This is a genomic window from Chryseobacterium echinoideorum, from assembly GCF_007474535.1.
Taxonomy (GTDB): domain Bacteria; phylum Bacteroidota; class Bacteroidia; order Flavobacteriales; family Weeksellaceae; genus Chryseobacterium; species Chryseobacterium echinoideorum.
In genome coordinates this window covers 112,346-137,576 of sequence record NZ_VKNW01000004.1, presented here as the reverse complement: position 1 = coordinate 137,576, position 25,231 = coordinate 112,346, and the positions used below count along the sequence as shown (strand labels likewise).

Genomic DNA, 25,231 nt, shown 5'->3' with positions numbered 1-25,231 from the left:
TTGCTTTGTCAGGCTGAGCTTGTCGAAGCCTTTTTAATTTTGAAAAACTTTATATTCAAACAATTCTTTGTGGTTAAAAATCATTTCAGATTTCCAGTAAACTCTTTTGCCATTTTAAAATGCTGTTTTCGTTTTTCTTCCGGCATTTTCTCCAGCGTTCTCAGCATTCCCAACCTTGGATTTTTGGCAAAAAATTCTTGATGGTCATTGATAAAATTCCAAAACAGCGCATCCCATTGTTCCGCCCATCCTCCGTCTTGATAATCACTCATTTTTTTAATATAATTGCTTCCGCTGATGTACGGTTTCGTACTCATTTTTCCGCCGTCCGAAAAACTGCTCATTCCATACACATTTGGAACCATCACCCAATCGTAAGAATCGATGAACATTTCCATAAACCATTGGTACACTTCATCAGGATTGAACTGACACAGATTCATAAAATTGACAAAAATCATCAGTCGTTCGATGTGATGCGCATAACCGGTTTTCAGAATTTTACGGAGCGAACTGTCAATCGGGCGGATTCCCGTTTTGGCGGTATAAAAAGATTTTGGAAGTTTTTGCTTGTGTTTCCAGTAATTTTTATTCCGCTGATACGTTCCCTGATAAATGTAAACACCACGCACAAATTCTCGCCAACCCAAAATCTGGCGGACAAAACCTTCCAGAGAATTCACCGGAATATCGTTTTCTTTTGCAAACGAAATGGCTTTTTCCAACACATTTTCAGGCGTTAAAAGCCCAACATTCATCAACGGAGAAAGCACACTGTGATGCAGAAAATGCTCCTTTTCCACGATGCTGTCTTCGTAAACGCCAAATTCCAGAAAACGGTTTTCAAGAAACTGTTCCAGCCATTGTTCCGCTTCTTTAAAAGTCGTCGGGTAGAGCTGTTCATCCGTAAGTGCTCCGTAATTCTTGGCAAAATGCTTTTCGGTATATTGTTTTGCTTCCTCGTAAAATTCATTGTTTTTCGGGAAATGAATGGGAGGTCCTTGTTTATTTTTCGGATATTTTTTTCGGTTTTCGGTGTCGTAAGTCCATTTTCCGCCCAACGGTTTTCCTGCTTTCATCAGGATATTTCGGGTTATTCTTTGCTGCTTGTAAAAATCAGTCTGATGATAGGCTTTTTTATCTTCAAAATAATCTTTCAGGTCTTCTTTGCTGTTGATGAAAAGCGAACTATCCTGAATTTCGAGTTTCAATTTTGTTTCCTTTAATCTTTTTTCCAGCCAATTGTCGCAAACATCCGTTGTTTTTATGGTTGTAAAATTTTCTTTTTCAAGCTTCGGAATTAAATTCCGGATGTCCGACAATTTCGATGAACTTTCAATATATTCAACCTCAAAACCTGCCTTTTTTAATTCATTTTCATAAAATTTCATTGTCGCACGATGAAACGCAATCTTCTGTTGATGAAACGAATACTGCCTGAAAAAAAGAAATTCCTCTATCAAAAATACAGGCTGACTTTTATCCAGATAATCCGTATCCTCAAAAAGCTGATGCGGAAAGATCAATTGGGCGGTATGTTTTACTGCTTTAGCCATAATTTTCTGAATTCTTTATTAGAATCATACATTTCTGCCTGTTTTTCAGGGTTGAAAGTCCGGTCACGGTTGTCATTTCCGACTCCGGCGAGATACATCCAATTGCCATAATTGCTGTGAACATCGTAATCAATCAGCATTTCCTCAAAATAAGCCGCTCCGATTCTCCAGTCTTGTTTCAGGATTTTGCAGAAGTAGGAAGCTACATTTTGACGCCCTCGGTTGCTCATCCAGCCTGTATTTTTCAGTTCGAGCATATTCGCATTCACGAAATCGGAATCGGTTTCTCCATCTTTCCATTTTTGAATCAATGTTTTATTGTTTTCTGCGAAATATTTTTGATGATTAATTCCGCTTTTCCAGAAAATCAAATCTTTATACTGTAAAGAAATATATCTGAAAAAATCCCGCCAGAGTAACTCAAAAATTAACCAATAAGTCGAATCATTGGCTCCAAATTCTTCCTCATATTTTTTTATTTCGTGGTAAATCGTTACCGCAGAAAGACTTCCGTCCGACAACCAAGAGGAAAATTTCGAACTGTAATCTGTTCCCACTAAACCGTTTCGGGTTTGTTTATATTGACTCAGATTTTGCGTTTCTGAAAAATAATGATGCAATCTTTTCAATGCTTCATTTTCTCCTCCCGAAAAAGGGAAAGCTGTTCTTTCGTCTGTTTCAAAATCTTCAAAACCCAACGATTTTAATGAAATGGTATCACTTTTAAAATGAATTTCCGATTTGTTGTACATCAAATCATTTGATTCAAATTCTGGGCGAATCAATAAATTTTTTTCAATTTTTTGTCTAAAACTGGTAAAAAGGATCGGAATTTTATCCAAAGTTTTAAACACAAAAAGCGGATGAACCAGAAATTGTGAATACGATTTTTCCCAAACGGCAGCCGGAATCACACTTCGGATTTTAGTCTGAATTTCGGTTTCTTCCTTCGTCCATTCTTCCTGACAGTAAATCTTCACGATTTCAAATTCTTCGGAAATGTCTTTGAAAACTTCTTCCGTTTTGCCGCATTTAACTAAAAAAGGAATCTTCTGTTTCGCTAAATTCTGCTTTAAATTTTCTACACTTTCCAGCAAAAATTTTGTACGGTATTTTCCGGTTTTTCTGAAACCGAACTGTTTTTGAATAAAAAATTCAGAGTCAAAAACATACAAGGCTATAAATGGCAAATCTTCCTGCATCACTTTGTATAAGGATTCTGAATCTCTCGTTCTCAAATCTTTGGTGAACCAGAGGATGTTGATTTTTTGTTTTTCCGGCATCTTTCGCTGCAATATTTTACTTCGTCCCAGTTTTTCTTCCACTTTTTGCGCCAGTTGAATGGCAGTCCGCAGACTTCACAGATTTTGGAAGGTAATTGTGAAGGCATATTATTAGGTTTTTATTTTTGAACTTAGCTTTTAGTGATTCTAAAGACCCTTCGACAAGCTCAGGGTGACATCACTAATACTAACCGTAAGTTTTTTCATTGTCAGGCTGAGCTTGTCGAAGCCTTTTGTAGTTTATTATAAATCAACCACAGTAATTTTTAAAATTATTAATTTTCACATCTTTCGCTTTCAAATCGTGCATCATATTATACAAACCAAAAAACGTTCGGTTCAGATAAATAAAATGTCGGGAACCGCGGTTGGTATTCATTCCTTTCATATCACTTGCTTTCGCATATTTCTGCCCCAAATCGGCAATTTCCTGAAAGAACGACTCATCTGAAAAATTAAATTTTTCCTGATTAAATGGTCTTGTAAACAGTTCCAGCAATTCGTAGAATAATTTGGCAAAAAACTCTTTTTCTTTTTCTGAATCTTCTGCTCGAAGAATTTCCAAGGTGAATAATTTCTCACGGAAAATCTCAGGATTTTTTAAATTTTCTTCTTTCGCCAGTTCGAAATACGGAATGTAGAAATCTTCCGGAATCTCTTTGATACAGCCAAAATCAATAACCAATAATTCCTTATTTTCCGAAATCAGGAAATTTCCCGGATGCGGGTCGGCGTGAACTTTTTTCAGAATATGCATCTGATACATATAAAAATCCCAAAGCGTCTGTCCGATTTTGTTCAAATCCTCCTGCGAATTCTGTTTTTTGGTAAATTCCGAAAAATGAATTCCCGACATCCAGTCCATCGTGATGATCTTCTCACATGAAAATTCAGGATAATAATGCGGAAATTTCACATTCGGAAGATGTTGACATTCTTCTGCAAAATGCTGACTGCGTTTCAGTTCCAGATTATAATCGGTTTCTTCAAATAATTTATCTTCCACTTCCTGAAAATAAGATTCCGAACCCTCTTTTTTGATGTTGAACATCTTCATCGCAATCGGTTTTACCATTTTAAGATCGCTCGAAATACTTTCTCTTACGCCAGGATACTGGATTTTGACTGCCAGTTTTTTGCTATTTTTTTTCGCAGTATGAACCTGTCCGATACTCGCTGCATTAACCGATTCGGCGGAAAATTCATAAAAAATCTCTTCCGGATTTTTCCCGAAATATTTTCGGAATGTTTTTTTCACCAAAGCTCCCGACAAGGGCGGAACCGAAAACTGCGAAAGTGAAAATTTCTCCACATATTCCACCGGAAGAATATTTTTTTCCATACTCAGCATTTGAGCAACTTTCAAAGCAGAACCTTTTAATTCTTTAAGCGAGTCATAAATGTCTGTTGCATTGTCTTCGTTCAGAATTTTGCGGGCTTCCTCTTCGTCTTTCGTGATTTTATTTCCGTAATATTTCAGGTAATTGACACCGACTTTCGCTCCGGCTTTGAGCAGGCTGCTTGTCCGTTCCATTTTTCCTGTTGGGATTTTATTTAATGTTTTCATTTTAAATTTTGTTTGTTTTCTTAAACACGAAGTGCGCAAAGATTTTTTTAATTGCTAACTGTTTTTAAGTTCGCAAGGTCGTTGTACTCAGCAAAGTCGTAATTGCAAACAATTGGATGTTTTCTAGATGCCAAAAGCTAAAAGCCAATCGCCATTCATCAACTCATTTTAAACTTTTCCTTCCAAATGAATTTTCCAAGGTCAAATACTTTTCTCAATGGTTCGTTGTCCATTAATTCAAAGCCGGTGTCAATGGTTTTTTCGATGAAAATATCAGTTTTTTCGAAGTCGGGAGAAGTGTCTTTTTTCCAGAAGTCAATGACGGAAACCAAATGAAGCCAAAGTATTTCCTGTCTTGATTTTTCGTTGAATTTTCGGATGTCTTGCTTCGCTTTTTCAATCATTTCCCATTCGTTGAAATCCAAAGTATTGACAAATTGTTTATGGGTTTCCCTAAGATTCTGAAGTGTTTTAATACTTTGAATTTTATTGTTTCCCAGAATTGATAACACCAATGAACGGTTCATTGTCAGATTTTCAAAGAAAATGTAATAGACGTTCAGGAGTTTTTCTTTTGTTGTGATTTCGCTCGAAGAATTCACTTCTGAAGCGAGTTCCAAAGATTTTGTAAAAAGATGGTTCAATATTTCTCTTTCAATCTGCTCAAATCCTGAGAAATAATGATAAAACTCTTTCTCTTCAAAATTATTTTCTTTAGCAAACAGATAAACGTTTTTCGGCTTTTCTCCGTGATTCAAAAGATAATCTCCGTGTAATTCAAATATTTTTTCCTGCGTGATATTGGCTTGTTCTTGCATAATAGAATTTATTTATTGACAAATTTAGTAAATAATTTTATTTTTAATTAAATTAAAGTATAAATTTGTACTATATAAATCATTTAATTTTTGAATCATGTTGACAATACAGGCACAATCAAATATCCCTACAGATTATGGAATGTTTACTGTTTATGCATTCTCAGACCACGAAGATGACTGGAGTCCTCATTTAATTTGGGTGGCAGAAAATACGGATTTCAGCAAAACGGTGAATGTTCGTTTTCACTCGGAGTGTATTACAGGCGAGATTTTTCATTCTAAAAAATGTGAATGCGGACAACAGTTGGATGCAGCAATGAAATATATGTCGGAAAACGGCGGAATGATTATCTATCTTCGACAGGAAGGTCGTAATATCGGGATAATCAATAAATTAAGAGCGTATGCGCTTCAGGAAAAAGGTTTTGATACGGTGGAAGCCAACTTAATGTTGGGTTTACCTGCAGACGGAAGAAATTTTAATGTGGCTGTTGAAATGCTTAATATTCTGAATGTAAAAGAAATTAATTTACTAACCAATAATCCGGATAAGCTTAAGTCTCTGGAAAACAGCGGAATTATTCTGAATCATAGAGTTCCTTTGGAAATAGAATCGAATGGAGTGAATGAAAGTTACCTTTCAAAAAAGAAAGATTATTTCGGACATCTGTTGGAAAAGGTATAATTTTCTCATTTGCTGATAAATAATTTCACACACCAAATTCAAATCTTATGCAAAAAATTCTGCTTACCGGAGCCACCGGATACATCGGGAAACGAATGATTAATGTAATCGCTGCACAGGGATATCAGGTAATCTGCTGTTGCAGAGATAAAAACCGTTTTTCTAAAAGTGTTGATATTGACGATGCTCAGATTGAGGTGGTAGAAGTGGATTTTCTGAAACCGGAAACCCTGGAAAACATTGCGAAAGATATTTCAGGAGCGTATTATCTGATGCATTCGATGAGCAACAGCAATGATTATGCAGAAATCGAAAGGCAATGCGCTGTTAATTTCTCAAATTATATTGAAAAAACTGATTGCAAACACATCATTTATCTGTCGGGTTTGGCGAATGAGAAAGAATTATCAAAACATTTAAGTTCAAGGTTTGAGGTTGAAAAAATCCTGATGAATTGTAAAGTTCCGGCAACAGTTTTAAGAGCAGGAATTATTATTGGTTCAGGAAGTGCATCTTTTGAAATCATCAGAGATTTAGTAGAAAAATTACCGGTGATGGTTGCTCCGAAATGGCTTCACACCAAATGTCAGCCAATAGGAATTGCCAATGTTCTTGATTTTCTGATTTTCACTTTATTTAAAGAACAGGCGTATCGCAAAAATTTTGATATTGGATGCGATAATGTTTTGACTTATAAAGAAATGCTTCTAGAGTTTGCTAGAATAAGAGGACTGAAAAGAAAGATTTTCACAGTTCCTGTAATGACTCCGAAATTGTCTTCGTACTGGTTGTATTTCATTACTTCAACATCGTATAATTTAGCTTCTGCTTTGGTTGGAAGTATGAAAATTGAAGTCATCTGCAGACCGGAAAGTCTTGCGGAAATCAAACAGATTACAGGAGTTCAGCCATTTTCCTATGATATGGCTTTGAGAAGAACTCTGGCTAAAATTCAGGACAACGAAATTGCTTCAAGCTGGAAAGACAGTTTTATCAGCAGCAGAAGCGATTCCAGTCTGAAAGATTATCTTGATGTTCCGAAATACGGCTGTTTTGTAGATTTAAGAACCGAAGAATATGATGACCGTGAAAAATGTCTCGACAGAGTTTTTTCTTTGGGTGGTGCCAACGGATGGTACGGTCAAAGCCTTTGGAAAGTTCGCGGATTTATGGATTTGTTGGTTGGCGGACCGGGATTGAGACGCGGAAGAACACATCCCGACAAGCTTCACGAAGGTGATGCACTGGATTTCTGGCGTGTTTTGTACGCCAACAAAGAAGAGGGAAAACTGATTCTCTTCGCAGAAATGAAACTTCCCGGTGAAGCGTGGCTGATGTTTAAAGTGTATAAAGGTAAGTTGTGGCAAAAAGCGGTTTTCCGACCTCACGGATTGACAGGAAGACTGTATTGGTATTCTGTTTTGCCGTTTCACGGGATTATTTTTAAAGGAATGGTGAGGAAGTTGGCAGGAAAATAATAATATTTTAATATGATGCAGCAAAACTATTAAGATATTACTAAAACTGATCAATGTTTTTAATAAATTATTTTGAAGCAATTACTTTATTGTAAATATGGTGGATTAAACCATCTGCAACAGATATTTTCGGCACAAAAATTTTGGTAATTTCAGACCAGGTCATCACATTGTTGTAAATTTTGAGAGCATGAACCAAAACATCGGCTCTGTCTTGTCTGAAGCCATATTTTGTCATTCTTTCTTGCACCGTAAGCTCGTTAAACTCTTTATAAACTTTTTTAAGGTGAGCCGAAGAAATAGGTTTGCCATCTTTTGTTTTGCTCATCGAAAAAACTTTGTTGATATTTCCGCCGGATCCAATCGCTACGATTGGTTTTTTGCTGGAAATATTTTTCTTTATTTCTTCCTTCATTTCTTTCCAATTGCTTTCTGTAACCAGATTATTCAGCAATCTTATGGTTCCGATATTGAAAGATCTTTCATAGATCATTTTGCCGTTTTCGTAAAAGGTAAGTTCTGTGGAACCGCCGCCAACATCTACATAAAGATAGGCGAAATTTTTATCAAGTCCTTCTGCAACATGGTTTTCGTAGATTAGCGTAGCCTCTTCGTCACCTGAAATAATTTCAATATCTATTTCTGAAGTCTGTTTTACCTGCTGTATAATTTCCTGACCATTAACGGCATCACGCATCGCACTTGTGGCGCACGCTCTGTAATGATCTACTTTATAAATTCGCATCAGATCACTGAAAATCTTCATAGAGTCAATGACCATTTTTTTTCTTTCATCACCAATTTTTCCGATGGTGAAAACATCCATTCCCAATCTCAAAGGAATTCTGAGCAGATTAAGTTTGATAAACTCAGGTTTACCGTTCTGAATTTTCACTTCGTTGATTAAAAGTCTGGCTGCATTACTTCCTATGTCTATCGCTGCAATGATCATATCTGATGATGAATTTTATTGAAAACTTTAAATATTGCACAAATATAGGATAAATGATGAAAAGATTATTGTGACGATATTCTTTAAAATAATTAATAACATAAAAAATCCCCAAGCTTTCGCTCAGGGATCATATTTAATAAGTTTTAAACTTTTTATTTTACTTCTTCAAAAATAACATACATTGATTATCAGAACATTATAAATATATGACACAAATACGATACAGATATTCTAGCGATTTGAGAATATATACTGAACATAAACTTTTTTATCATTTATTATTATTCATTATAAATTAAAACATAAGTAATCTGTATTTTTACAGATTTCATTTTATCAGGCTAACTCCATGCAATATGTTAAGATAAGCCCTTTTAAAGTCCATAGTAATTGCTGATCCTATGAATTTTTGTGTTTCCTCTTAATCAATTTTACTCTTACCTTTTTTATATGACAGGTATAAATATTCAGCTATTGTCTAGGAAAGATTAACAATTAAAATTGCATGTCTTTCATCAATTTTATAAGAATTTCTCGGCGAATTGCCATGAGCATCACTAAAGTTATTTCTTAATCCAGAAACTCCATTAATAATACTAAAAACACCAGATAATATTTGCTTAATGTATTCGTCAGAATGATCAGCTGGTACCATATTCAAACATTGACTGACATCCTTATAAAGTTTTAACAAATTTCCTTTGTAATCATAATCCCCTACTTTTACTTCATAAATATATAAACAAATCGATTCTATTAGAGTTCTTGAATTTGTGACGGCTCCTTCAAAGTCTTTTTCTATAATTTTTATATTGCATTTGTTTATTTGTTCCTGAATATATTCAAAATCTATATTCGCAAGGGATTTTGTTTCAATAATTTCATAATCTTCTTCCAAATCAAAATCTGGATAAAACTCAATATCTACGATTTCAACCTCATTCTCTTTTATAGGATAAATAAGTAATATTGCATTAAGTAATTTGGATTTATCTTCATCTGATAGAAGAATTAATTTTTCGTTTAATCTCACAGGAGAATGAATTTCAAAATAACTGATGACTGAGTACCACATAGTGCCATAGGTAGAAGATTCTCGAATATTTGACCGAGAATTTTTTAGTAAGTTAGATAAATGCCTCAGTTTTCTGTATTTTAAGACTTTTCTCAGTCTACTAATATCGCTATCTTCCATTCTATTATTTTAGAAAAATTTTCTTATATTTTTGATAAGTTGTTCAAATTAGTCAAATTTACGAGTAGTTTCTACTTATAGTTTCTAAATCGCTTATTTACAAAGTGTTTTATTGCGTTTATCCCAATATTCATGTAATTCATTTCGAGTTGTAATAATTAGGTTCATAATCTCTTTTAAAGAAGTTTCAGCAAACTGAATATATTCTTCTTCCATTCCTTTGCTTGAAATTTTCAAGTTTACATAAGTTTAACCATCAACATCGGTATTTACCCAATCAGCATGTAGGTAATCTGCCACTTTCTCGAAGATCTGTTATTAATTTTTGATATCCTTCAACCTTGAAATTGCAACCAAAATGGAAATCTTCACTAAATCTTAAATAAATCAACTTTGGTAGAGTATGACATCTTGTGTAATACCATTAACCCCTTGAATCTGATCTATCAGTGAATATCTCACATATTTTACTATCTAACGATTTCTCGAGACAAATAAAATACATTACTATCAGGCCTATTAAGGGGAAAGAGCTTTCAAGATACTCTTCTTTTTTTTCCTCATCTTCTATTTCATGATATAAATGTTGTTCAAATATTTTACTTTTTTGTTTCATATTACTAAAAATAATTAGCAAACATATTTATTCCGATTAAGCGATCAATTTGCTTATTTTATTTAATTTAAATTACCATATTTATAATTTCCTAGTTTCAATTATTATACAAAAAATTTTAGCATACCTAGAAAATGTTGCCCTTGTCAATCCAAAAGGTTTATAAAAAAAGTATTATTTATGTTACCTTTCTGTATTCTCATCCTTTTTTAAGATCATCTTTAAATATCTACTAAGTATTTTGATAATTACTTTCCAGCTTCCCCAGTCAATGTCGGGAATAACAAATCAGTTTCTTCAAAATTGTATTTTTTTTCCAAGAATATATGCTTTAAAGCATTTTTAATAGTTGACTTTTTAAAGTTTTAATTAACATCGTACAAATAGCAATTACATTGTTTATTAAATAAAAGACAATTAAAAATGTGTAATTTTGAAAGCCTCAGAAAATCCTCCCGAAACATAATTCTGATCAACGATTCTCATAGATAAATCTGCTTTTGGCATCCAAACCCTGCCTAATTGTACAGCTAAAGAAATGGGCATTGCAGGGAAAACATTTAAAATCATATCCTGTCCATGTATTTTCTTTATTTCTCTAAATGCTTCTTTCATTTTCTCACCAAAATCAATAATCTGTTTCCTTGATTTTACAAAATCATTATCCTGATTTCCTATACTTAGACTGTGTATTGAAACATCCTCACCCAATATTGTTATAATCCTCTCGTCAGCAATTGCAGCACTTAATTCGATTTTTAAGGCAACCTGCTTTTTTACTTCTTGTGATAATAAAAGATTGTAATCTGTATGTAGATCTTCATCAAATTTCCATGTATCAGGATTCCTTCTTTTTTGACGAACATCTATTTGCTGAATATCATTGAGATATGTACCCAATTTAATTAATAATGGGATTGGAGCCATCGCAAATAAAGATAAATGTGACAGTTCTGATTTTCTTAGTCTAGGCAATATCTGATCTCTAAATTGATCGTCTAGATTTTCTAATTGAAGTTCCCAAAATGTTTTTCTTGAATCAACAGAGGTAGAATTCGATAGACTTAAATCTGTTGCTGCATTACGAGTTGGATACTTTTCTGGAATTATAAATTCTTTTAAAGAATCATAAGTCATCATTACAGGATTATTACCAATACTCGCCTTATAAATGATAATTTCACTCTTTAAATTATGACTTATCCCTGCTATCAGATCAATTCTGTCCTCATGCTCTTTTTTCATTGTTAGTAAGACTTCTTCTGGATGATTTTCTATTTCGACTCTGTCTACTAATCTATGATGAGTATCACATAAAAGCATTAAATTATTTAAACTTTGCTTGAGTTCTTCTGATCTGGTAATGTGTCCACGAGGACCATTAGGACTATCTGCAACAATATGTGCAATGTAGCACTGGTTAAATTCCGCCTGAGTTAAATCATCTCTATATAACGAAGTGTTGCAACCTCTGTATTGACAACGACCCGCAGATTTCCCCCATAAGAGAATTTTTATTTTTTCTGGTATGTAACTTACGCTCATTTATATTTTTTAATTGTTAGTTTTTCATTTTGTTTCTATTACTAGCTGAAGTTGGGTGTTTTCCACCACCTAGCCATTCACTGGTAATTAGCCAAATTTCATAGTGATATAGCCATTCTATTGTCCATGGAATAATTGTGCTGGCAATTATTTTTGAATCATTCCATTGAGACCCGTCAGGATAAAATAGACATAACTTCTGATTCTCTTGACTATATACATGTTCCAATTTCGTTCTACCTTCAGCCAATTTTAATTTTGCTGGATCAAATACATAAACGGCAGGTGAACATTTTTTTCCAAAAACTACTTTAATCTTGTACGTATCGCCCAAAGGAGAGGATTTTAATTCTCCTAACCAAGTAAATCCCTTATTTTTGTTTAGCAGAATTTGGCTATCCGGAAAATAATTTTGTAAGACTCGGATTTGATCAGAAATCGAAATTTTATTCTTCTTGGTTTGTGCCATAAAAATCATGTTTTTTTACTGTGTTGAGAGAAGTTAATCCTGCAGTAGCGAGCCCAACAAGGCCATTACTGCGATCAATATTATTATTGCCACTATTAGTTAAATCTCTCATTTGATTTGCCATTTGACTAAAAGCAGCTTCTACTGGTTTTCTACCAAATGACGCTGAAAGTGATTCCGAAATATTTTTTAAGCCAGTTTTGTTTTCTGCATCATTAAGGTCAATACTTAATTGATCTAACCAGCGATAAAAATTGCTTTTACGGTAAGAGCCTTTATCATTCCATCTGTCTGCAAAATTTTCTGTAGCGTTTACAGGATTTGATATCCACTCTACTTCTTTTCCATACTCTGCAACGTATTTAAATTCTATCTCACCTTTCATTCGATTAATAACTCCCCATATTGCATCAATCAATTGAGCTTCACCGCGGTAAGCTCTTGCTGCCAAGGTTGTTATAATGCACGAGATTGGTTTTTGTTTTCTAATATCATCATTTTGCTCCTTAGAAAAATAAATATCTCTATGTCTTTTAAGAAGCTGCACAACTCTTTGCAACGGTAGCCTTTCTTCCTGATAATCTGGAGTTGGTTTTACTGATTCATTTAGAGAGTATAAATTTTTGAATTCTATTCCTACTGATAAAGCTTTTTTCATAAACCATTTGGCATAACCGTACGGGTTACTTTGCAACCACTCTTCAGGAAATGTAGATACACAGTAATTGTTTTTCTCTTTGTCAGTAATACTAAGCTGTAGCTTTTCATAATCTTCAGCCATTAAGTTTTTGAATGAGTTTTCAAGAATAAACGAGTATCCATCTGTAACTATTGCAGGAAGAATATCCATGTGATATCTTTGGTTTTTTAATCCTTCTTCGCGATATTTTAGAGTCCAACATCTTCTACCTTCCTCATCTAAAAGCTTAACATAAGTTCCATGTGCTTTTAAATGATCTCCCACTGCGTTCTTTAAATGATATTGCGTCCAAGTCGTTTTTTTTCTTTTAAATTCACACACCACGTCTAAATCAATATCTCCATCTTCTTCAATAGATTGGATTGTTGTTCCAATAATAAAAGAACCTTGTGGCTGTAAGTGTGGTTCGTATTGCGAAAGAGGAGAATATTCGGAAGACAGATACTTCCCTACAGCTTTATAGCTTTCTACTGCAGCTTCATGCTGTGATCTTGTGATACTTAAGTTTGTTGATAATTTTTTCAACAAATCTTCAAATTGAATTTTTTGACTAGATATTAACATATGCTTATAATTTTATTATTTGAAAATTATCTTTGACAGCTATGTAACTGTCAGTTTAGCATCAAAACCCATATTTAATTTCTTCTCTTACACATTCTTAAAACAGTGTAAAGAATAATTTTGAAACGGCATTATTTGATATTTCTTCTAAACTTTGAAACAAATTTAGATGCTACGTGCGCAATGTATCTGCACAGCAAAAAATAATTTATCTTTAGCTATATTTTGATCAATTTTTTCGACCCGTGAATTTATACATGCTTACTTTAAATGAAGCAATATTGTATTTTAAGAATAGATGTATTTAAAATATTTCGTTTCTAAAATTTATTCGAACTTCTAAATGATTTCGCACTAGACTAATATATATATCAATGTCATTTTTTAATTCGCCTGTCTCTCATTAAAATGCTCGATAATACTGAAAATATTATCGGCTTGCTCATTGTTGAAAACACCGTCTATGCCTTGATTGTGGAAGGTTTTGAATGGCGATTCGTAGAGTTTTTCGGGGTCTATTTTTCCGTTTTTGGTAAGAAACAGTTTGAGAGTGTCCAAAAACTGAATCTGAACCGCCGAAAGTTGGTACTGGTTGATAAATTCTGAAAAGGCGCTATTCACTTTATCTGCAGAAAGACCAATCAAATCGATAATAAAGGATTTTAAATCCAGAGGCTGTCCAATTTCATTCTCTACCTGCTCCTTTTCCATCTGATCCGAGAAAAGAATCTGTTCCAAAGACTGCAGCTCAGCTTCAGTGATAATTTCTCCGTTTTGAATTCTTTTGATGGTAATGTTACTTTGATTCTCTCTTACCAGCTTTTCCAAACGATGGGTGTTGTTGGTGAAAGGGCTTTCGTAAGGTGCTCTCTCATCACCTAGACTTCCGGTTTTTATATCACTTTCCAGAATAGCATCTTCAAAATTGGTAGTGGCGTATTTTTGGTCGGCAGGATCCAGATATTTTACCAGTTCCCGAATTCCCGTTCTTATTTTTTCAAGATGTTTCAATCCGTCATTTTTCCAGAATGTTTCCTGTAATGGAAGCTTTACAAGTTCTTCATTGTCTTTAACTTCGGGAACGGATGTCTTTTTTAAAAGTTTCTTAGAAATAGTTGCTACTTTACTGATAGGCACCGTCAGCTTTGCCAAAAACTCTTCAGTATTTGGTGTTTCAATGCGTTTCAGCATCAAGGCATAAATCATTTTATCATAAAAACGAGCCAAGTCGGTATCCGATTGAGTGGGACGAACCAATGGCGCCAAAACATCCTGAATCTTTTTTACATCGCCTTTTTCCAGATGATTCCAAACTTCACGGTTTTGATAGTTCATCACGGTTTCGAGTTTCATTTTTACATCAAAACGTTCTTTGTTCAAGTCTGCAACCGACTGATGCAATTCGTCGAGCAACCTTTCGCTGTAGTTTTTCAGTTCTTCATCAGCACTGAAGTTTTCTCCTTTCAGATATAAAGCTAGTTGCAGTTTTAAACCAAAAACAATTTCGTTTAAACTTTTTTGTGAACTTGCCTCTGTGCCTTTCGGATTCTGATTAAAAAATTCAAAATTTTGGTAGAGGTCAAAAATTAGAAAATGTTGTTTGTCTAAACCTTCCCCAAAAAGATCTTTTCGCAAACGGGAGCCACGGCCAATCATCTGCCAGAATTTAGCATAGGATTTTACCGGTTTGTAAAACATCAGATTTACACAGCTTGGTGCATCAATCCCTGTATCCATCATATCTACCGAGATGACGATTTGCGGAAGTCTGTCTTTTTCCTCATCACAGAAGCGGTCTATAAATTCTTCCGCTTTTGGTTCTCCGTGGGTGATGACTTTTACATATTCATTACCATAAAGTTCAGGATCAAGCTCCAGAAACATATCTTTCAGAAACTGAGCGTGCTTTTTGTTTCGGGCAAAAATAATGGTTTTGCCAAGCTCGCTGCCATCTCTTTTTTTAATGCCGTTGTCTACGAGATATTGTAGCGTTTTCAGTGCCGTGTCTTTGTTAAAAAGCCAGTTATTAAGTTCATTGGCTTCTACCACCTCTTCTCCTGAAGCTTCGTCGCCGTCCAGAATTTCTTCTTCAAATTCTTCTTTTTCTGATTCCGACAGTTCATCGTAACGGATACCAGTCCTCATAAACTTGGTAGGTAATTCTATGGAATGATACGGAACCAAATGTTTATTGGCAACTGCTTCCGGAAAAGTATAGGCATCGGTAGGCGATTTGTCTGGCAAACCAAACATCGCATACGTACTTTTATCAACTTTATCAATCGGTGTGGCTGTTAATCCTAAGAATAAGGCATCGAAATAATCAAAAATCGCCTGATATTTTTTATAAATCGAGCGGTGAGCTTCATCGATGATGATTAAATCAAAATGTCCCACACCATAAAAACGTTTGTCGTTTTCCTTGGAACCGTCTATTAAACCCATCATGGTGGGATAGGTAGAGAAGGCAATTCTGGCTTCGGGGTTGTCTTTTTCTGTGAGAAGATTCACGCTGGTATGTTCGGGCATCAGCTTTACAAAGTTGTTTTTTGCCTGTCTTACCAAACTTCTTCGGTCGGCCAAAAACAAAATTCTTTTTGCCCAGTTGGCTTCCAGCAACAACTTAGAAATGGCAATACTGATTCTTGTTTTCCCGGTTCCTGTGGCCAAAACCAACAAAGCGCCACGATGCGTGCCGATAAGCTTGCCAGAAGTTTTATCATTTCCTGCAAAACGCTCGGCTACCGAACGGATGGCTCTCAGCTGATACGCTCTGTCGGTAATGGTCTGGTCTATCGTTGTCGTTCTGATATCCTTTCTGTTGGTTCTGCGGAACATCAAAGTCTGCAGTTCTTTTTTGGTGTAAAAACCGTGAACGAGTCTTGACTTTTTATAAAACTGATCATCCCAGAGATAGATTTCAAAACCGTTGGTGTAGTACATCACGGGGCGGCGGCCAGACATTTTTTCCATAGCTTCTGCGTAGAGTTGTGCCTGATTTTCACCTTTGGAAGCATTCTCCATCGTTTTTTTGGCTTCAACTACAGCTAATGGCAAACCGTCATCGTCCCAAAGCACATAATCTACATAGCCTGTTTCTGAAATATTGGTGGAAGAAGGCATATACTGCACTTTGAATTCTTTGTCTTTGCTTCCCGACAAATCCCAGCCTGCTTCACGCAACGAAACATCGATGAAGTACTTTCGTGTTTCGTACTCGTTTCTTGGGTGTGTAATTTCGTCGGCTTCGTTGGCTGCTTTTTTGTTGGCTTCAATCTGTGCCTGTTGCTCTTCAATTCGTCTTTGATACAGCTCGCTTTTCTCAGCCAGCTCCGCATATTTTTTGGAGGCTTCTTCTAATTTATTTTTATACTGATTAAGATGACCTTCAAATTGCGTCTGCTGTTTTTCAAGCTCTTTTTTAGATAATGCATCGGCTCCATCGGTAGGTATAAAATCCCAGTCGAAAAATCCTAAATCACCTAAATCATTTTCAGAGTATGACTTTGCAAACCATTTAGCAAAATAGAATAAATGATCGATAATGTTTCGGGAGTCGTAATCGGAAACTTGTTTGTTGTGAATAGCAAGATTTCCGGTTTTACGGATGAGATCAATTTCTGTATAAAATTTCTGTTGAAACTGATCCTGGAAACTTCCCTGCTTCATCAAAGAGTTGAGTGAAGTATCAAAAGGCAATTCCAATTCTTCATCGTGGCTGAACATCCAGTTTACCGCCAGTTCCAGTGCCGATCTTGCAATCATCAATGAAGTACGTGGATCGGTAATGACGAATTTTTCTGCTTTCACGCATCGGTCAAAAAATTCGGGCCATTCTTGGGCTAGAAACTGGAAATTGGTGTTCATAGTTTATGTTTTTATATTAAGATGAAGCTTTTATACTTCTCCATCAAATAATTCATGTAATTTTTGTTGCAATACTTTCTTATCCGGCAGCTGGGTTTTGTATTCTGAAACCATGGTGGGAGAAAGACTTCTGCTTAAAGCGAACTCTACCACTTCAGTGTCTTTGTCTTTGCACAATAAAATCCCGATACTTGGGTTTTCGTTGTCGTTTTTTACGTTTCGGTCTAAGGCTTCGAGATAAAAATTAAGTTGCCCCAAATGTTCAGGTTTAAATTTATCTGCCTTCAGTTCAAAAGCTACCAAACACTGCAACCCACGATGGTAAAATAAAAGATCGATATAAAAATCTGAATTTCCTACCTGCACTTTATATTCTTCTCCGATGAAAAGAAAATCTCTTCCCAGTTCCAGAATAAAATTTTTCATCTGCTTCAGCAAACCTTTCTGAAGATCAGATTCGCTGTGGATTTCAGGTAAATTAAGAAACTCGAATACGTAACTGTCTTTAAATACCTTAGTAACATCAGCCTTCAATTCAGTAGGCAATGTAGAAACTTGGGCATCGCTAATCATGGTACGCTCAAAAACCGCTGCGTTGATCTGTCTTTCCAGCTCACGCACACTGTAATTTTCTTTGATGCTTAAACGGATGTAGAATTCTCTTTCTTCCTCGGTTTTGCAACGTGAAAAAATCGTGCGGTGATGCGTCCAACTAAGCTGGGCAAGAATGGTTTTTCTGATGTCCTGCAACTCAACCGGAAATTGTCGCCCCGGTGCGGCGACAATTTCAGGATCTTTATTATCCGTATTTTCTGATTGTCGCCTCAGTGAGGCGACAATTGTAGATTCTTGATTTTCTGAACTTTGTAATTGTGTCCGCGCTGAGGACACAAAATGTACTGAAGCATAGGTATCATAAAACTGAATCATTCTAAACAAACCAGCTCGGTTAAAACCTTTGAGCTCGGGATTGTTTTTCTGAATAAAAACGGCCAACTCGTCTACGGTTTTATCGCCCCATTCTGCTACGGACAGTTTTTGCTTGATGTAAGCACCAACATTCCAGTAGAGATTGATGAGCTCGATATTGACGGCTTTGATTGCCGTTGCCCGAGACTGCGTGATGAGTGCGACGATGTCTGAAAACCTTTGCTCCATTGGTTATTTTGGGGTTTTATTTACAATTCTCCAAGATAGTGATTTATTGTAATATTATTTTATTTTTTTTGTCATTGCGAGCGAAGCGAAGCAATCTGTTCGACTGGTGCGTCATTGCGAGGCACGAAGCAATCTGTTGAACTGGTACGCCACATTCAAAGGATTGCCGCGTCGTTCCTTTGTCTCTCCTCGCAATGACTTATGCTAATTCTCCTTTGAAGGCTTTCTGCAACAGGCAATTAAACAAATCTTCGCTTGCTGCGAGCTCCTGTTTTGCCAGCTCTTTTTGCTGCTCTATTAAAGCAATTTTATCGGCATACTCATTTTGTAAACTAAGTGGAGGCTCAAGGAACTTAATTTTCTTTAATGCAACTATTTTTAATTCTGCAAAAGTAGTTCCTGATGCTATATTACTATAATTTGTAAAAAATAATTCCTTTAAAAAAGTTTTTAAATAAAAACTATTGATTTTCAAATTATCTACTTTTATCCATAAAACACGACCATCTTTAAAATAGAAAGGATTATTATCATTTACTCTTAAGATTCTTCCATCGGGGCAAATTGAAGGCAATAATAAATCACCAATATTAGGAACACCAGTTTCTTTTTTTAATTTTTCATAATGCTCCTTCGAAATAAATAACTCAGATTTAATGGATTTGCTTATACTTAATTCACCAATCTCTTTTCCTCTATAAAAAGGAATTCCTCTTTCAACAAGTTCATCAACAAAAACTCGCCTACTAGAACCTATATCACAAATGTCTCCTAACTTCTTGGATTTCCAACCTCTTGGATTTTTCACCGGATCACCAAACATATCCAAAAAGATAGATTGCGCAAGGGCGTCGTATGCTGCGATGAGTTGGGCGGTTTTTTCTCGCAACGCAGCGGCATCGTCTAAAATCTGGGCAATGTGTTTTTGGGTTGCGAGGGGAGGAAGTGGGATTTGGATGTCTTCAATAAATCGAGATAATTGAAGGTTTATAATGCCAGTTGTTTTATTTTGAAACTTTTCTGTGATACCAATTTTGTGGTTTGCAAAAAGTATATAATGCAGATATTTAGAATTGATTAAATCCTTCTTCGGACGAAGAATCGATGTGAAATTATTACAAATATATTCGCCGTCAGTATCAAAAAAAACCACTCTTCCAACTGGCTGTGTAGGACTTCCTCCAGATTTTTCAATTATGATATCACCTCTCAGTAATTTTTTTTGTTCAATTACTTTTTCTGGCACATTCCTCTTAACCACATTTTCAAAATTGATTACACCATTATTCTGAAAATTGGTTGTTCTTAATACATTAACATTTTCTCCTTCAATTCCCCAATCACCACTTATCGGCTTTTCAATTAATTCTTTTAAAGCTATCATTTAGTTTAGATTTATTCTTAATTTTTCAACCAAAGAGTTTCTTTCATTTCCTAAAGAACTAATCCTCTCCAAAATCACATTCGGCGCATCATAAGCTACTTCTTCGTACACGATTTCTTTGTATCGGTTAATCGATAAATCCCAATCGTTGGCTGCAATTTCTTTAAAAGGCACGAGGAAAGACTGTGAAGTACGGTTGCTGTAATCGTGGGTAATGGTTTCAGGCATAAAATGGCTGTAGCCTAAATTTTCAGGCGCATCATTTACCTCTAAAATTTCACCGTTTTTGCCGTGTTTCTTTGCAAAGAAATCACTTTTGTAATAATGGTAATGGTCAATAATCTGGGGAAGGTTAAATTTATCATGCAGTTTTTGCTTGGCTTCCAGATCCATGGTTTCCAAAGCGTTGCCAAAAGAGAACGAGGTAAAGAGGTCTTCATCTACCAAAAGCGAGCGTTTGTCGTCCAAAGATTTTCCGTCGGCTTGCATATCGTAGAACCACACGTTGTCGGTACCGCCGTTTCCGGTTTTGGTAAAGATAATAATGGCGGTGCTTACTCCGGCATAAGGTTTAAACACGCCACTTGGCATAGAAATCACGGCTTCCAGTTTGTTGCCCGAGATAATCTCTTCACGGATGCTTTTGTAGGCTTTTCCGCTTCCGAATAAAACACCATCGGGAACAATCACGGCAGCACGACCACCAATTTTCAGTTGTCTGAGCATCAAGGCTAAAAACAATAATTCTGTTTTGGAAGTATCGGTTACGTTTTTTAGTCCGGGAGCGATGCTTTCTTTGTCAATGGTTCCTTTAAAAGGCGGATTGGCGAGAATTAAGGTATGCTCGTTGGCAATGCTATTGTCTTTAGAAACGGCATCTACATCAATAATGTTGGGTTCTTCTACACCGTGAAGATACAAGTTCATCGAGGCGATACGCAACATGGTAGCATCAAACTCGGTTCCGTTGAACATCTTGGTGTTGATGTGAGCGGAATATTTGTCGAGCTCTGTTACATCGTTGTGTTTGTCGATGTATTCTTTGGCACCGACCAAAAATCCGGCTGTACCTACGGAAGGGTCGCAAATGGTATCTTCTAAAGTAGGCTGCATCAGTTCTACCATCATTTTGATAATATGTCTTGGGGTACGGAACTGACCTGCAGTACCACCACCTTCCAGTTTAGACAAAAGATATTCGTAAATATCTCCTTTGGTGTCTTGGTTAGACATATCGATATTCTCCAGTTTTTCCATCACCTGATCCAAGACTGAAGGTTTAGAAATTCCGAAAGTTGCGCCTTTCATGTGTGTCGCAAAAAGGCTGGTTTCTTTTCCTAATGAACGGATGAAAGGGAAAATACCGTCGACGGTATTGGAAAAAATCTGATGTCTGGAGTTGACATCCATTTCCTTGAGATTTTTCCAACGGAAATTTTGCTGGTCTTCTGTGAAAACCGGGGTGTATTTGAAACCTCGTTTGGCTTTGAGCTCGTTTCTGATTTCCTTTTCATCTAAATCTTTGATGAAAATAAGATAGGTCAACTGCTCTACGATGGTTATGGTGTTGGTAACGCCTCCAGTCCAGAAGGTGTTCCATATTTGGTCTATTTGGGATTTTAATTCTCCGGTGATCATTGATTATTATAATTCTAATTAAATTTTTGTTATGTTTTGTGCAAGGGAGCTGTCTTTAACAACAAATGAAATCTGATCGCCGAGAGATAATCCATTTTGAGTAATTTCATTCTTATGAATACTAACTTTCTTCGTCCTTTTGTTAATTTCAACAGTTCCCCAACCATTTGTAGCAATGCTAATAATAGCTTCGGTTTCGATTTTGTTTCCGTAGGCATCTTTATTAAAACTTTTCCAATAGGATTTATTGGTTGCTACATCACTATTCTTTTTACTGTAACTATCGAACCATATTAACACATCCATTAGTTGAAAGGCTAAAGAATACAAAAGATATGGTGAAATTATTTCATTTCTATATGCTTGTATATCGATATTTTGAGTTACATCTACATTGGAGGTATGAGATGCAGCACCTGTAGTATGAATAATATTTTTTACATTTTGAGCGATTAATTTTGGAAAATGAGTTATTTCACAATTTACAGTCAAATGTCTTGTATCAAAGCCCGATAAAAACAAACAAGACTCTGTTAAATTCACTTGATTATTTCCTTTTTGAACACAATCATCGTGAAGTAATCCAATAGCATTTGCTTTCCTAAATAAATGCTCTAAAATAATTCTTAATTGTGTAAAATATAATTGATCATCAAAGTAATTATTACCTTCTTTTTGATTTCTAAAAAAGGTAATAAATGTATCTCTAACTTCGTTTGGATATTCTTTTAAAATTTTAAAAAGTAATTGATTTTCATGTTTAATTTGAGATACGATTTGATTATCTGCTTCAATCTTGATATTAATTAATAGCTCCTTTACATCTTCTGGATTTTTTTTATTGTAACATCTAATTTTGAAAGCTTCAAGTATGGGATTTGTAACATCAGTAAAGTGAGTTTGCCCAGATAGTACAAAAAATGGAAAAGTTTTTTTACTTCTTAACTCATTTATTTTCTTAATAGCAGAGCCTAAACCGGCAGGATTAGGTGTTTCTGAGGTTTCATCTTCAAAAAAAAGTGCATCAAGCAATATAACATCATAATTATTTATATTTGATTCAAGCGCATAAAAACCTTCTTTAAATGAACCGTATCCTTCTAATTTTATTCCCTCAGATTCGGCTTGAACAAGAAATGGTAATAATGCATCATCATCATGTTCATCATCTATCCAAAGTACATTGTATATTTTACTCATAATTAAATCATTGGTATTAAAAAAGAAATAGTTGAACTATATTTTTGATCTTCAGCGAAAGAAAAAAGATTCAGAGCTTTTCTTCCTTCATTATGTGCTTTTATAATTTCATTCACTTCGTAACCACCCAAACCCCTGTTTGCGTTTTTACCTACAGCAAAATTTTTACGAACATAATCTTCAAGTGTAAAATTTTTCGGGAATCCTTTTCCTGTATTAGAAACTCGAATTTCAACATACGATTTTTTACTGTTAATATTGTAATTCAGAGAATTGGCCTCATCCTCATTACCCGTATATGGCAGGATTTCGATATTTATCTCATTTTCAATCTCTTTATCGATAAAAGCATGGTTTTTAGCATTATCAATTAGATTTATTAATACAATTTTTAGTTTTTGCTCATTACCTAAAATTAGTATTTGTTTTGTCATTTCCTTTATATCTTCATGAATATCAAGAGTTAATTCGATACTGCTAGATAAGCTCTTTCTTTCATTTTTAATAAATTCAGATAAAAATTTCAAGAAATTAACCTCATTCAAATCAAATGAAGAAATACTCATTAACGATGTATTTTTATCTGTTAACTCTTGAATGTATTTTAAATTCTTTGATATAGATTCAAATGCATCGACCATTTTAAACTGCCGACTTTCACTTATGATAATCTCTTTCCAATTGGGATGCAACTTACTTAACGCGCTTTGTATAATTTCTAGGGATGATCCGATGCTTAATAATGGTTTTCCTAGAATATGACTCAAAGATGTCGAGCTTTCCATCTCATTTTTTTTAAGCCCAGTCAATAAATTGTTTTTTTCGATTTCAAACTGTTTAAGTTTTGATGAAAGTTCAACAATTCCACTAACTTTTGCTCTCTGTTCCTCTAGCGAGGGTAATTTAATTTTAACTTCAAGTAAATCAACTTGTCGGATAAACGGAATTGTGGAGCCTAACCGATAAGAATCCAATTGCTGTTTTACATATTCAGACTGCAATTCAGTGATCAAATAAGCTTTTTCTACTTTAAGTTCGTTTACTTTAGCAGCTAATATGTCGGAACTTTTATAAACTGGTGTTTCTTTGTATTCGAAGAGCGTTGGTTTTAGCGTTTTCCATCGAATTGCCATTAACAAACAAGTATCATATATTGGCTGAACATTATTTTTTTTCAACTCTGAGTTTTCTAAAGCATATTCATCCAATAGAAAATCTACATTGTCATCTTTTAAATCTCGAATTCGAATTAATTTTCCTTTTTCAGGAAGATTTGTCTTACGATTAGTTATAACTTCAATGAGATCTCCTAACCTTACACCTTCAGTCTCTTTTTTAAAATATCTTGGCACATTCAGATTATAATCATTCTCACGAACTTCATTTGCATCAATAGTTCGGATTATATTTTCATCTAATATTTCATCATTAAGAAAATTAGTTAATTCTTTAGAATTTAAAACTTTTAATCTCGAATTACTATTTGTGACAAAATTCTTAGCATCAATAAATTTAACTTTCCCGGAATTTGTTTTTGCTTTATTTAAAAGAATAATAGTCAAAGGCATTCCGGAATTTAATAACAATCCTCCTGGGAGTGCTATTATTGTATCAATTAAATCTTCTTCAATTAAAAATTTTCGTAATTGGAAATCATTTCCACCACTAAATAAAGTTTTTGGTGGAATTACAGCAATTAATTTACCTTCATCACTTAATGATTTTATCCCTTCTCTGATTAAGAACTCATCAATTGTTTGTTTACTTGAATACTCACCCCAATGATTAAATCTTGATAATCTGATTCCAAAAGGGGGATTTGATATTATTAAATCAAACTTTTCTATACTATTTGGCCAGTATTCCAATGAATTTTGAAGTAAAAAATTTTCATTTTTCTTCCGATGTGCATGTAGTCTCAGTTTTCCCAGTGCCCATGTTTCAGGATTAAGTTCTTGCGCAAAATATTCTTGTCCGTTTTTCAAAAAAACACCAAAAGAAGCAAGCCCAGCAAAAGGATTGTAAATTTTTGAGTAGCCTTTCAAATTAGCCAAACTTAACATTGCCAAGGTCAGCTCAACGGGTTGAATAAAATTCCCACCTGATTTACCTTGTGCTTCAGCTATTTTGTATAAAATATCATCGAAAATTTCCGCGAAATTCTGTGAGAAATCTGAGTAATTTAATCTGAGTATTGTCTGAAAAACATACCGTAAACTATGATCACTAATTTTATTTATAATTGGCTCGAAGTAGATATAAATATCTCCATACAGGTTTTTAAATTCGTAATAAGAATACGTATCAGAGTTCAATATTTGACGATTAATCCATATACTTAATGGATAATCTTGCCTTAAAAAAAATTCCTCATTTATTAAACCATCTTTATATATGGACAAGAAAAACAGCACAACGTGATAGTCTTCAGGCTTTATATTTTCATGTCGTAAAATATTAAATATGTTCCAAATATCAGATGTAATTGTTTGTAAGTGTGCTTGATTCTGAGAGTTAAAAGTAATCATAAAATATGGTCTAATTTTTCTT

General features: G+C 34.7%; 18 protein-coding genes. 2 read left to right on the top strand and 16 right to left on the bottom strand.

What is annotated here, in order from left to right:
- Nucleotides 1–80 precede the first annotated feature (80 nt).
- The 5 genes from FOL89_RS06585 to FOL89_RS06565 all read right to left on the bottom strand — a co-directional run bounded on the left by FOL89_RS06585 (nt 81) and on the right by FOL89_RS06565 (nt 5,224).
- Nucleotides 81–1,556 (bottom strand): cryptochrome/photolyase family protein, encoded by a 1,476-nt coding sequence (locus tag FOL89_RS06585; protein ID WP_144282030.1) that lies wholly within the window; start codon nt 1,554–1,556, stop codon nt 81–83.
- Nucleotides 1,541–2,839, bottom strand: a complete 1,299-nt coding sequence (locus tag FOL89_RS06580; protein WP_144282029.1) for a DASH family cryptochrome — start codon at nt 2,837–2,839, stop codon at nt 1,541–1,543. Before FOL89_RS06580 ends, FOL89_RS06585 begins: the two co-directional genes overlap by 16 nt.
- Nucleotides 2,791–2,946, bottom strand: coding sequence for a DUF2256 domain-containing protein (locus tag FOL89_RS06575; RefSeq protein WP_143883645.1), 156 nt, complete (start codon nt 2,944–2,946; stop codon nt 2,791–2,793). Before FOL89_RS06575 ends, FOL89_RS06580 begins: the two co-directional genes overlap by 49 nt.
- A 143-nt stretch (nt 2,947–3,089) precedes the next feature.
- Nucleotides 3,090–4,406, bottom strand: a complete 1,317-nt coding sequence (locus FOL89_RS06570) for an ABC1 kinase family protein (protein WP_144282028.1) — start codon at nt 4,404–4,406, stop codon at nt 3,090–3,092.
- A gap of 158 nt (nt 4,407–4,564) precedes the next feature.
- Nucleotides 4,565–5,224: a TetR family transcriptional regulator C-terminal domain-containing protein gene (locus tag FOL89_RS06565; RefSeq protein WP_144282027.1), complete on the bottom strand. Its 660-nt coding sequence runs from the start codon at nt 5,222–5,224 to the stop codon at nt 4,565–4,567.
- Between the two features lie 97 nt (nt 5,225–5,321).
- Here FOL89_RS06565 and ribA point away from each other — a divergent pair, with 97 nt between their 5' ends.
- A complete protein-coding gene (gene ribA / locus FOL89_RS06560; RefSeq protein WP_144282026.1) occupies nt 5,322–5,912 on the top strand; it encodes a GTP cyclohydrolase II in 591 nt (196 codons plus the stop codon).
- Between the two features lie 47 nt (nt 5,913–5,959).
- The gene (locus tag FOL89_RS06555; protein WP_144282025.1) at nt 5,960–7,390 is read left to right on the top strand and encodes an SDR family oxidoreductase; all 1,431 of its coding nucleotides are present in this window, start codon (nt 5,960–5,962) and stop codon (nt 7,388–7,390) included.
- A 67-nt stretch (nt 7,391–7,457) separates the two neighbouring features.
- On the opposite strand, the gene FOL89_RS06550 is transcribed toward FOL89_RS06555, so the two are convergent.
- The 11 genes from FOL89_RS06550 to FOL89_RS06495 form a co-directional block, all read right to left on the bottom strand.
- Complete coding sequence (locus FOL89_RS06550) at nt 7,458–8,342, bottom strand: Ppx/GppA phosphatase family protein (RefSeq protein ID WP_144282024.1); 885 nt, start codon at nt 8,340–8,342, stop codon at nt 7,458–7,460.
- Between the two features lie 481 nt (nt 8,343–8,823).
- Nucleotides 8,824–9,540 (bottom strand): abortive infection family protein, encoded by a 717-nt coding sequence (locus tag FOL89_RS06545; protein ID WP_144282023.1) that lies wholly within the window; start codon nt 9,538–9,540, stop codon nt 8,824–8,826.
- 1,033 nt (nt 9,541–10,573) lie between these two features.
- The gene (locus FOL89_RS06535) at nt 10,574–11,701 is read right to left on the bottom strand and encodes an SAVED domain-containing protein (protein WP_144282022.1); all 1,128 of its coding nucleotides are present in this window, start codon (nt 11,699–11,701) and stop codon (nt 10,574–10,576) included.
- 16 nt (nt 11,702–11,717) lie between these two features.
- Nucleotides 11,718–12,170, bottom strand: a complete 453-nt coding sequence (locus FOL89_RS06530; RefSeq protein WP_228444869.1) for a hypothetical protein — start codon at nt 12,168–12,170, stop codon at nt 11,718–11,720.
- A complete protein-coding gene (locus FOL89_RS06525) occupies nt 12,148–13,434 on the bottom strand; it encodes a nucleotidyltransferase domain-containing protein (RefSeq protein WP_144282021.1) in 1,287 nt (428 codons plus the stop codon). Before FOL89_RS06525 ends, FOL89_RS06530 begins: the two co-directional genes overlap by 23 nt.
- Nucleotides 13,435–13,818: 384 nt before the next feature.
- Entirely contained in the window at nt 13,819–17,301 is a 3,483-nt protein-coding gene (locus tag FOL89_RS06520) for a DEAD/DEAH box helicase family protein (protein WP_144282020.1), read from the bottom strand.
- Between the two features lie 30 nt (nt 17,302–17,331).
- A complete protein-coding gene (locus FOL89_RS06515; protein ID WP_144282019.1) occupies nt 17,332–18,459 on the bottom strand; it encodes a PDDEXK nuclease domain-containing protein in 1,128 nt (375 codons plus the stop codon).
- 199 nt (nt 18,460–18,658) lie between these two features.
- Nucleotides 18,659–19,843 (bottom strand): restriction endonuclease subunit S, encoded by a 1,185-nt coding sequence (locus FOL89_RS06510; protein ID WP_144282018.1) that lies wholly within the window; start codon nt 19,841–19,843, stop codon nt 18,659–18,661.
- Nucleotides 19,844–21,481 (bottom strand): type I restriction-modification system subunit M, encoded by a 1,638-nt coding sequence (locus FOL89_RS06505; RefSeq protein ID WP_144282017.1) that lies wholly within the window; start codon nt 21,479–21,481, stop codon nt 19,844–19,846. It abuts the gene before it with no gap.
- An 18-nt stretch (nt 21,482–21,499) separates the two neighbouring features.
- A complete protein-coding gene (locus FOL89_RS06500; RefSeq protein WP_144282016.1) occupies nt 21,500–22,681 on the bottom strand; it encodes a hypothetical protein in 1,182 nt (393 codons plus the stop codon).
- 2 nt (nt 22,682–22,683) lie between these two features.
- Entirely contained in the window at nt 22,684–25,209 is a 2,526-nt protein-coding gene (locus FOL89_RS06495) for an N-6 DNA methylase (RefSeq protein WP_144282015.1), read from the bottom strand.
- Between the last annotated feature and the right edge of the window lie 22 nt (nt 25,210–25,231).

Bases quoted from the DNA above. Each gene is read 5' to 3' on its own strand.
- FOL89_RS06585 (WP_144282030.1), bottom strand. From the start codon at position 1,556: ATGGCTAAAGCAGTAAAACATACCGCCCAATTGATCTTTCCGCATCAG.
- FOL89_RS06580 (WP_144282029.1), bottom strand. From the start codon at position 2,839: ATGCCGGAAAAACAAAAAATCAACATCCTCTGGTTCACCAAAGATTTG.
- FOL89_RS06575 (WP_143883645.1), bottom strand. From the start codon at position 2,946: ATGCCTTCACAATTACCTTCCAAAATCTGTGAAGTCTGCGGACTGCCA.
- FOL89_RS06570 (WP_144282028.1), bottom strand. From the start codon at position 4,406: ATGAAAACATTAAATAAAATCCCAACAGGAAAAATGGAACGGACAAGC.
- FOL89_RS06565 (WP_144282027.1), bottom strand. From the start codon at position 5,224: ATGCAAGAACAAGCCAATATCACGCAGGAAAAAATATTTGAATTACAC.
- ribA (WP_144282026.1), top strand. From the start codon at position 5,322: ATGTTGACAATACAGGCACAATCAAATATCCCTACAGATTATGGAATG.
- FOL89_RS06555 (WP_144282025.1), top strand. From the start codon at position 5,960: ATGCAAAAAATTCTGCTTACCGGAGCCACCGGATACATCGGGAAACGA.
- FOL89_RS06550 (WP_144282024.1), bottom strand. From the start codon at position 8,342: ATGATCATTGCAGCGATAGACATAGGAAGTAATGCAGCCAGACTTTTA.
- FOL89_RS06545 (WP_144282023.1), bottom strand. From the start codon at position 9,540: ATGGAAGATAGCGATATTAGTAGACTGAGAAAAGTCTTAAAATACAGA.
- FOL89_RS06535 (WP_144282022.1), bottom strand. From the start codon at position 11,701: ATGAGCGTAAGTTACATACCAGAAAAAATAAAAATTCTCTTATGGGGG.
- FOL89_RS06530 (WP_228444869.1), bottom strand. From the start codon at position 12,170: ATGGCACAAACCAAGAAGAATAAAATTTCGATTTCTGATCAAATCCGA.
- FOL89_RS06525 (WP_144282021.1), bottom strand. From the start codon at position 13,434: ATGTTAATATCTAGTCAAAAAATTCAATTTGAAGATTTGTTGAAAAAA.
- FOL89_RS06520 (WP_144282020.1), bottom strand. From the start codon at position 17,301: ATGAACACCAATTTCCAGTTTCTAGCCCAAGAATGGCCCGAATTTTTT.
- FOL89_RS06515 (WP_144282019.1), bottom strand. From the start codon at position 18,459: ATGGAGCAAAGGTTTTCAGACATCGTCGCACTCATCACGCAGTCTCGG.
- FOL89_RS06510 (WP_144282018.1), bottom strand. From the start codon at position 19,843: ATGATAGCTTTAAAAGAATTAATTGAAAAGCCGATAAGTGGTGATTGG.
- FOL89_RS06505 (WP_144282017.1), bottom strand. From the start codon at position 21,481: ATGATCACCGGAGAATTAAAATCCCAAATAGACCAAATATGGAACACC.
- FOL89_RS06500 (WP_144282016.1), bottom strand. From the start codon at position 22,681: ATGAGTAAAATATACAATGTACTTTGGATAGATGATGAACATGATGAT.
- FOL89_RS06495 (WP_144282015.1), bottom strand. From the start codon at position 25,209: ATGATTACTTTTAACTCTCAGAATCAAGCACACTTACAAACAATTACA.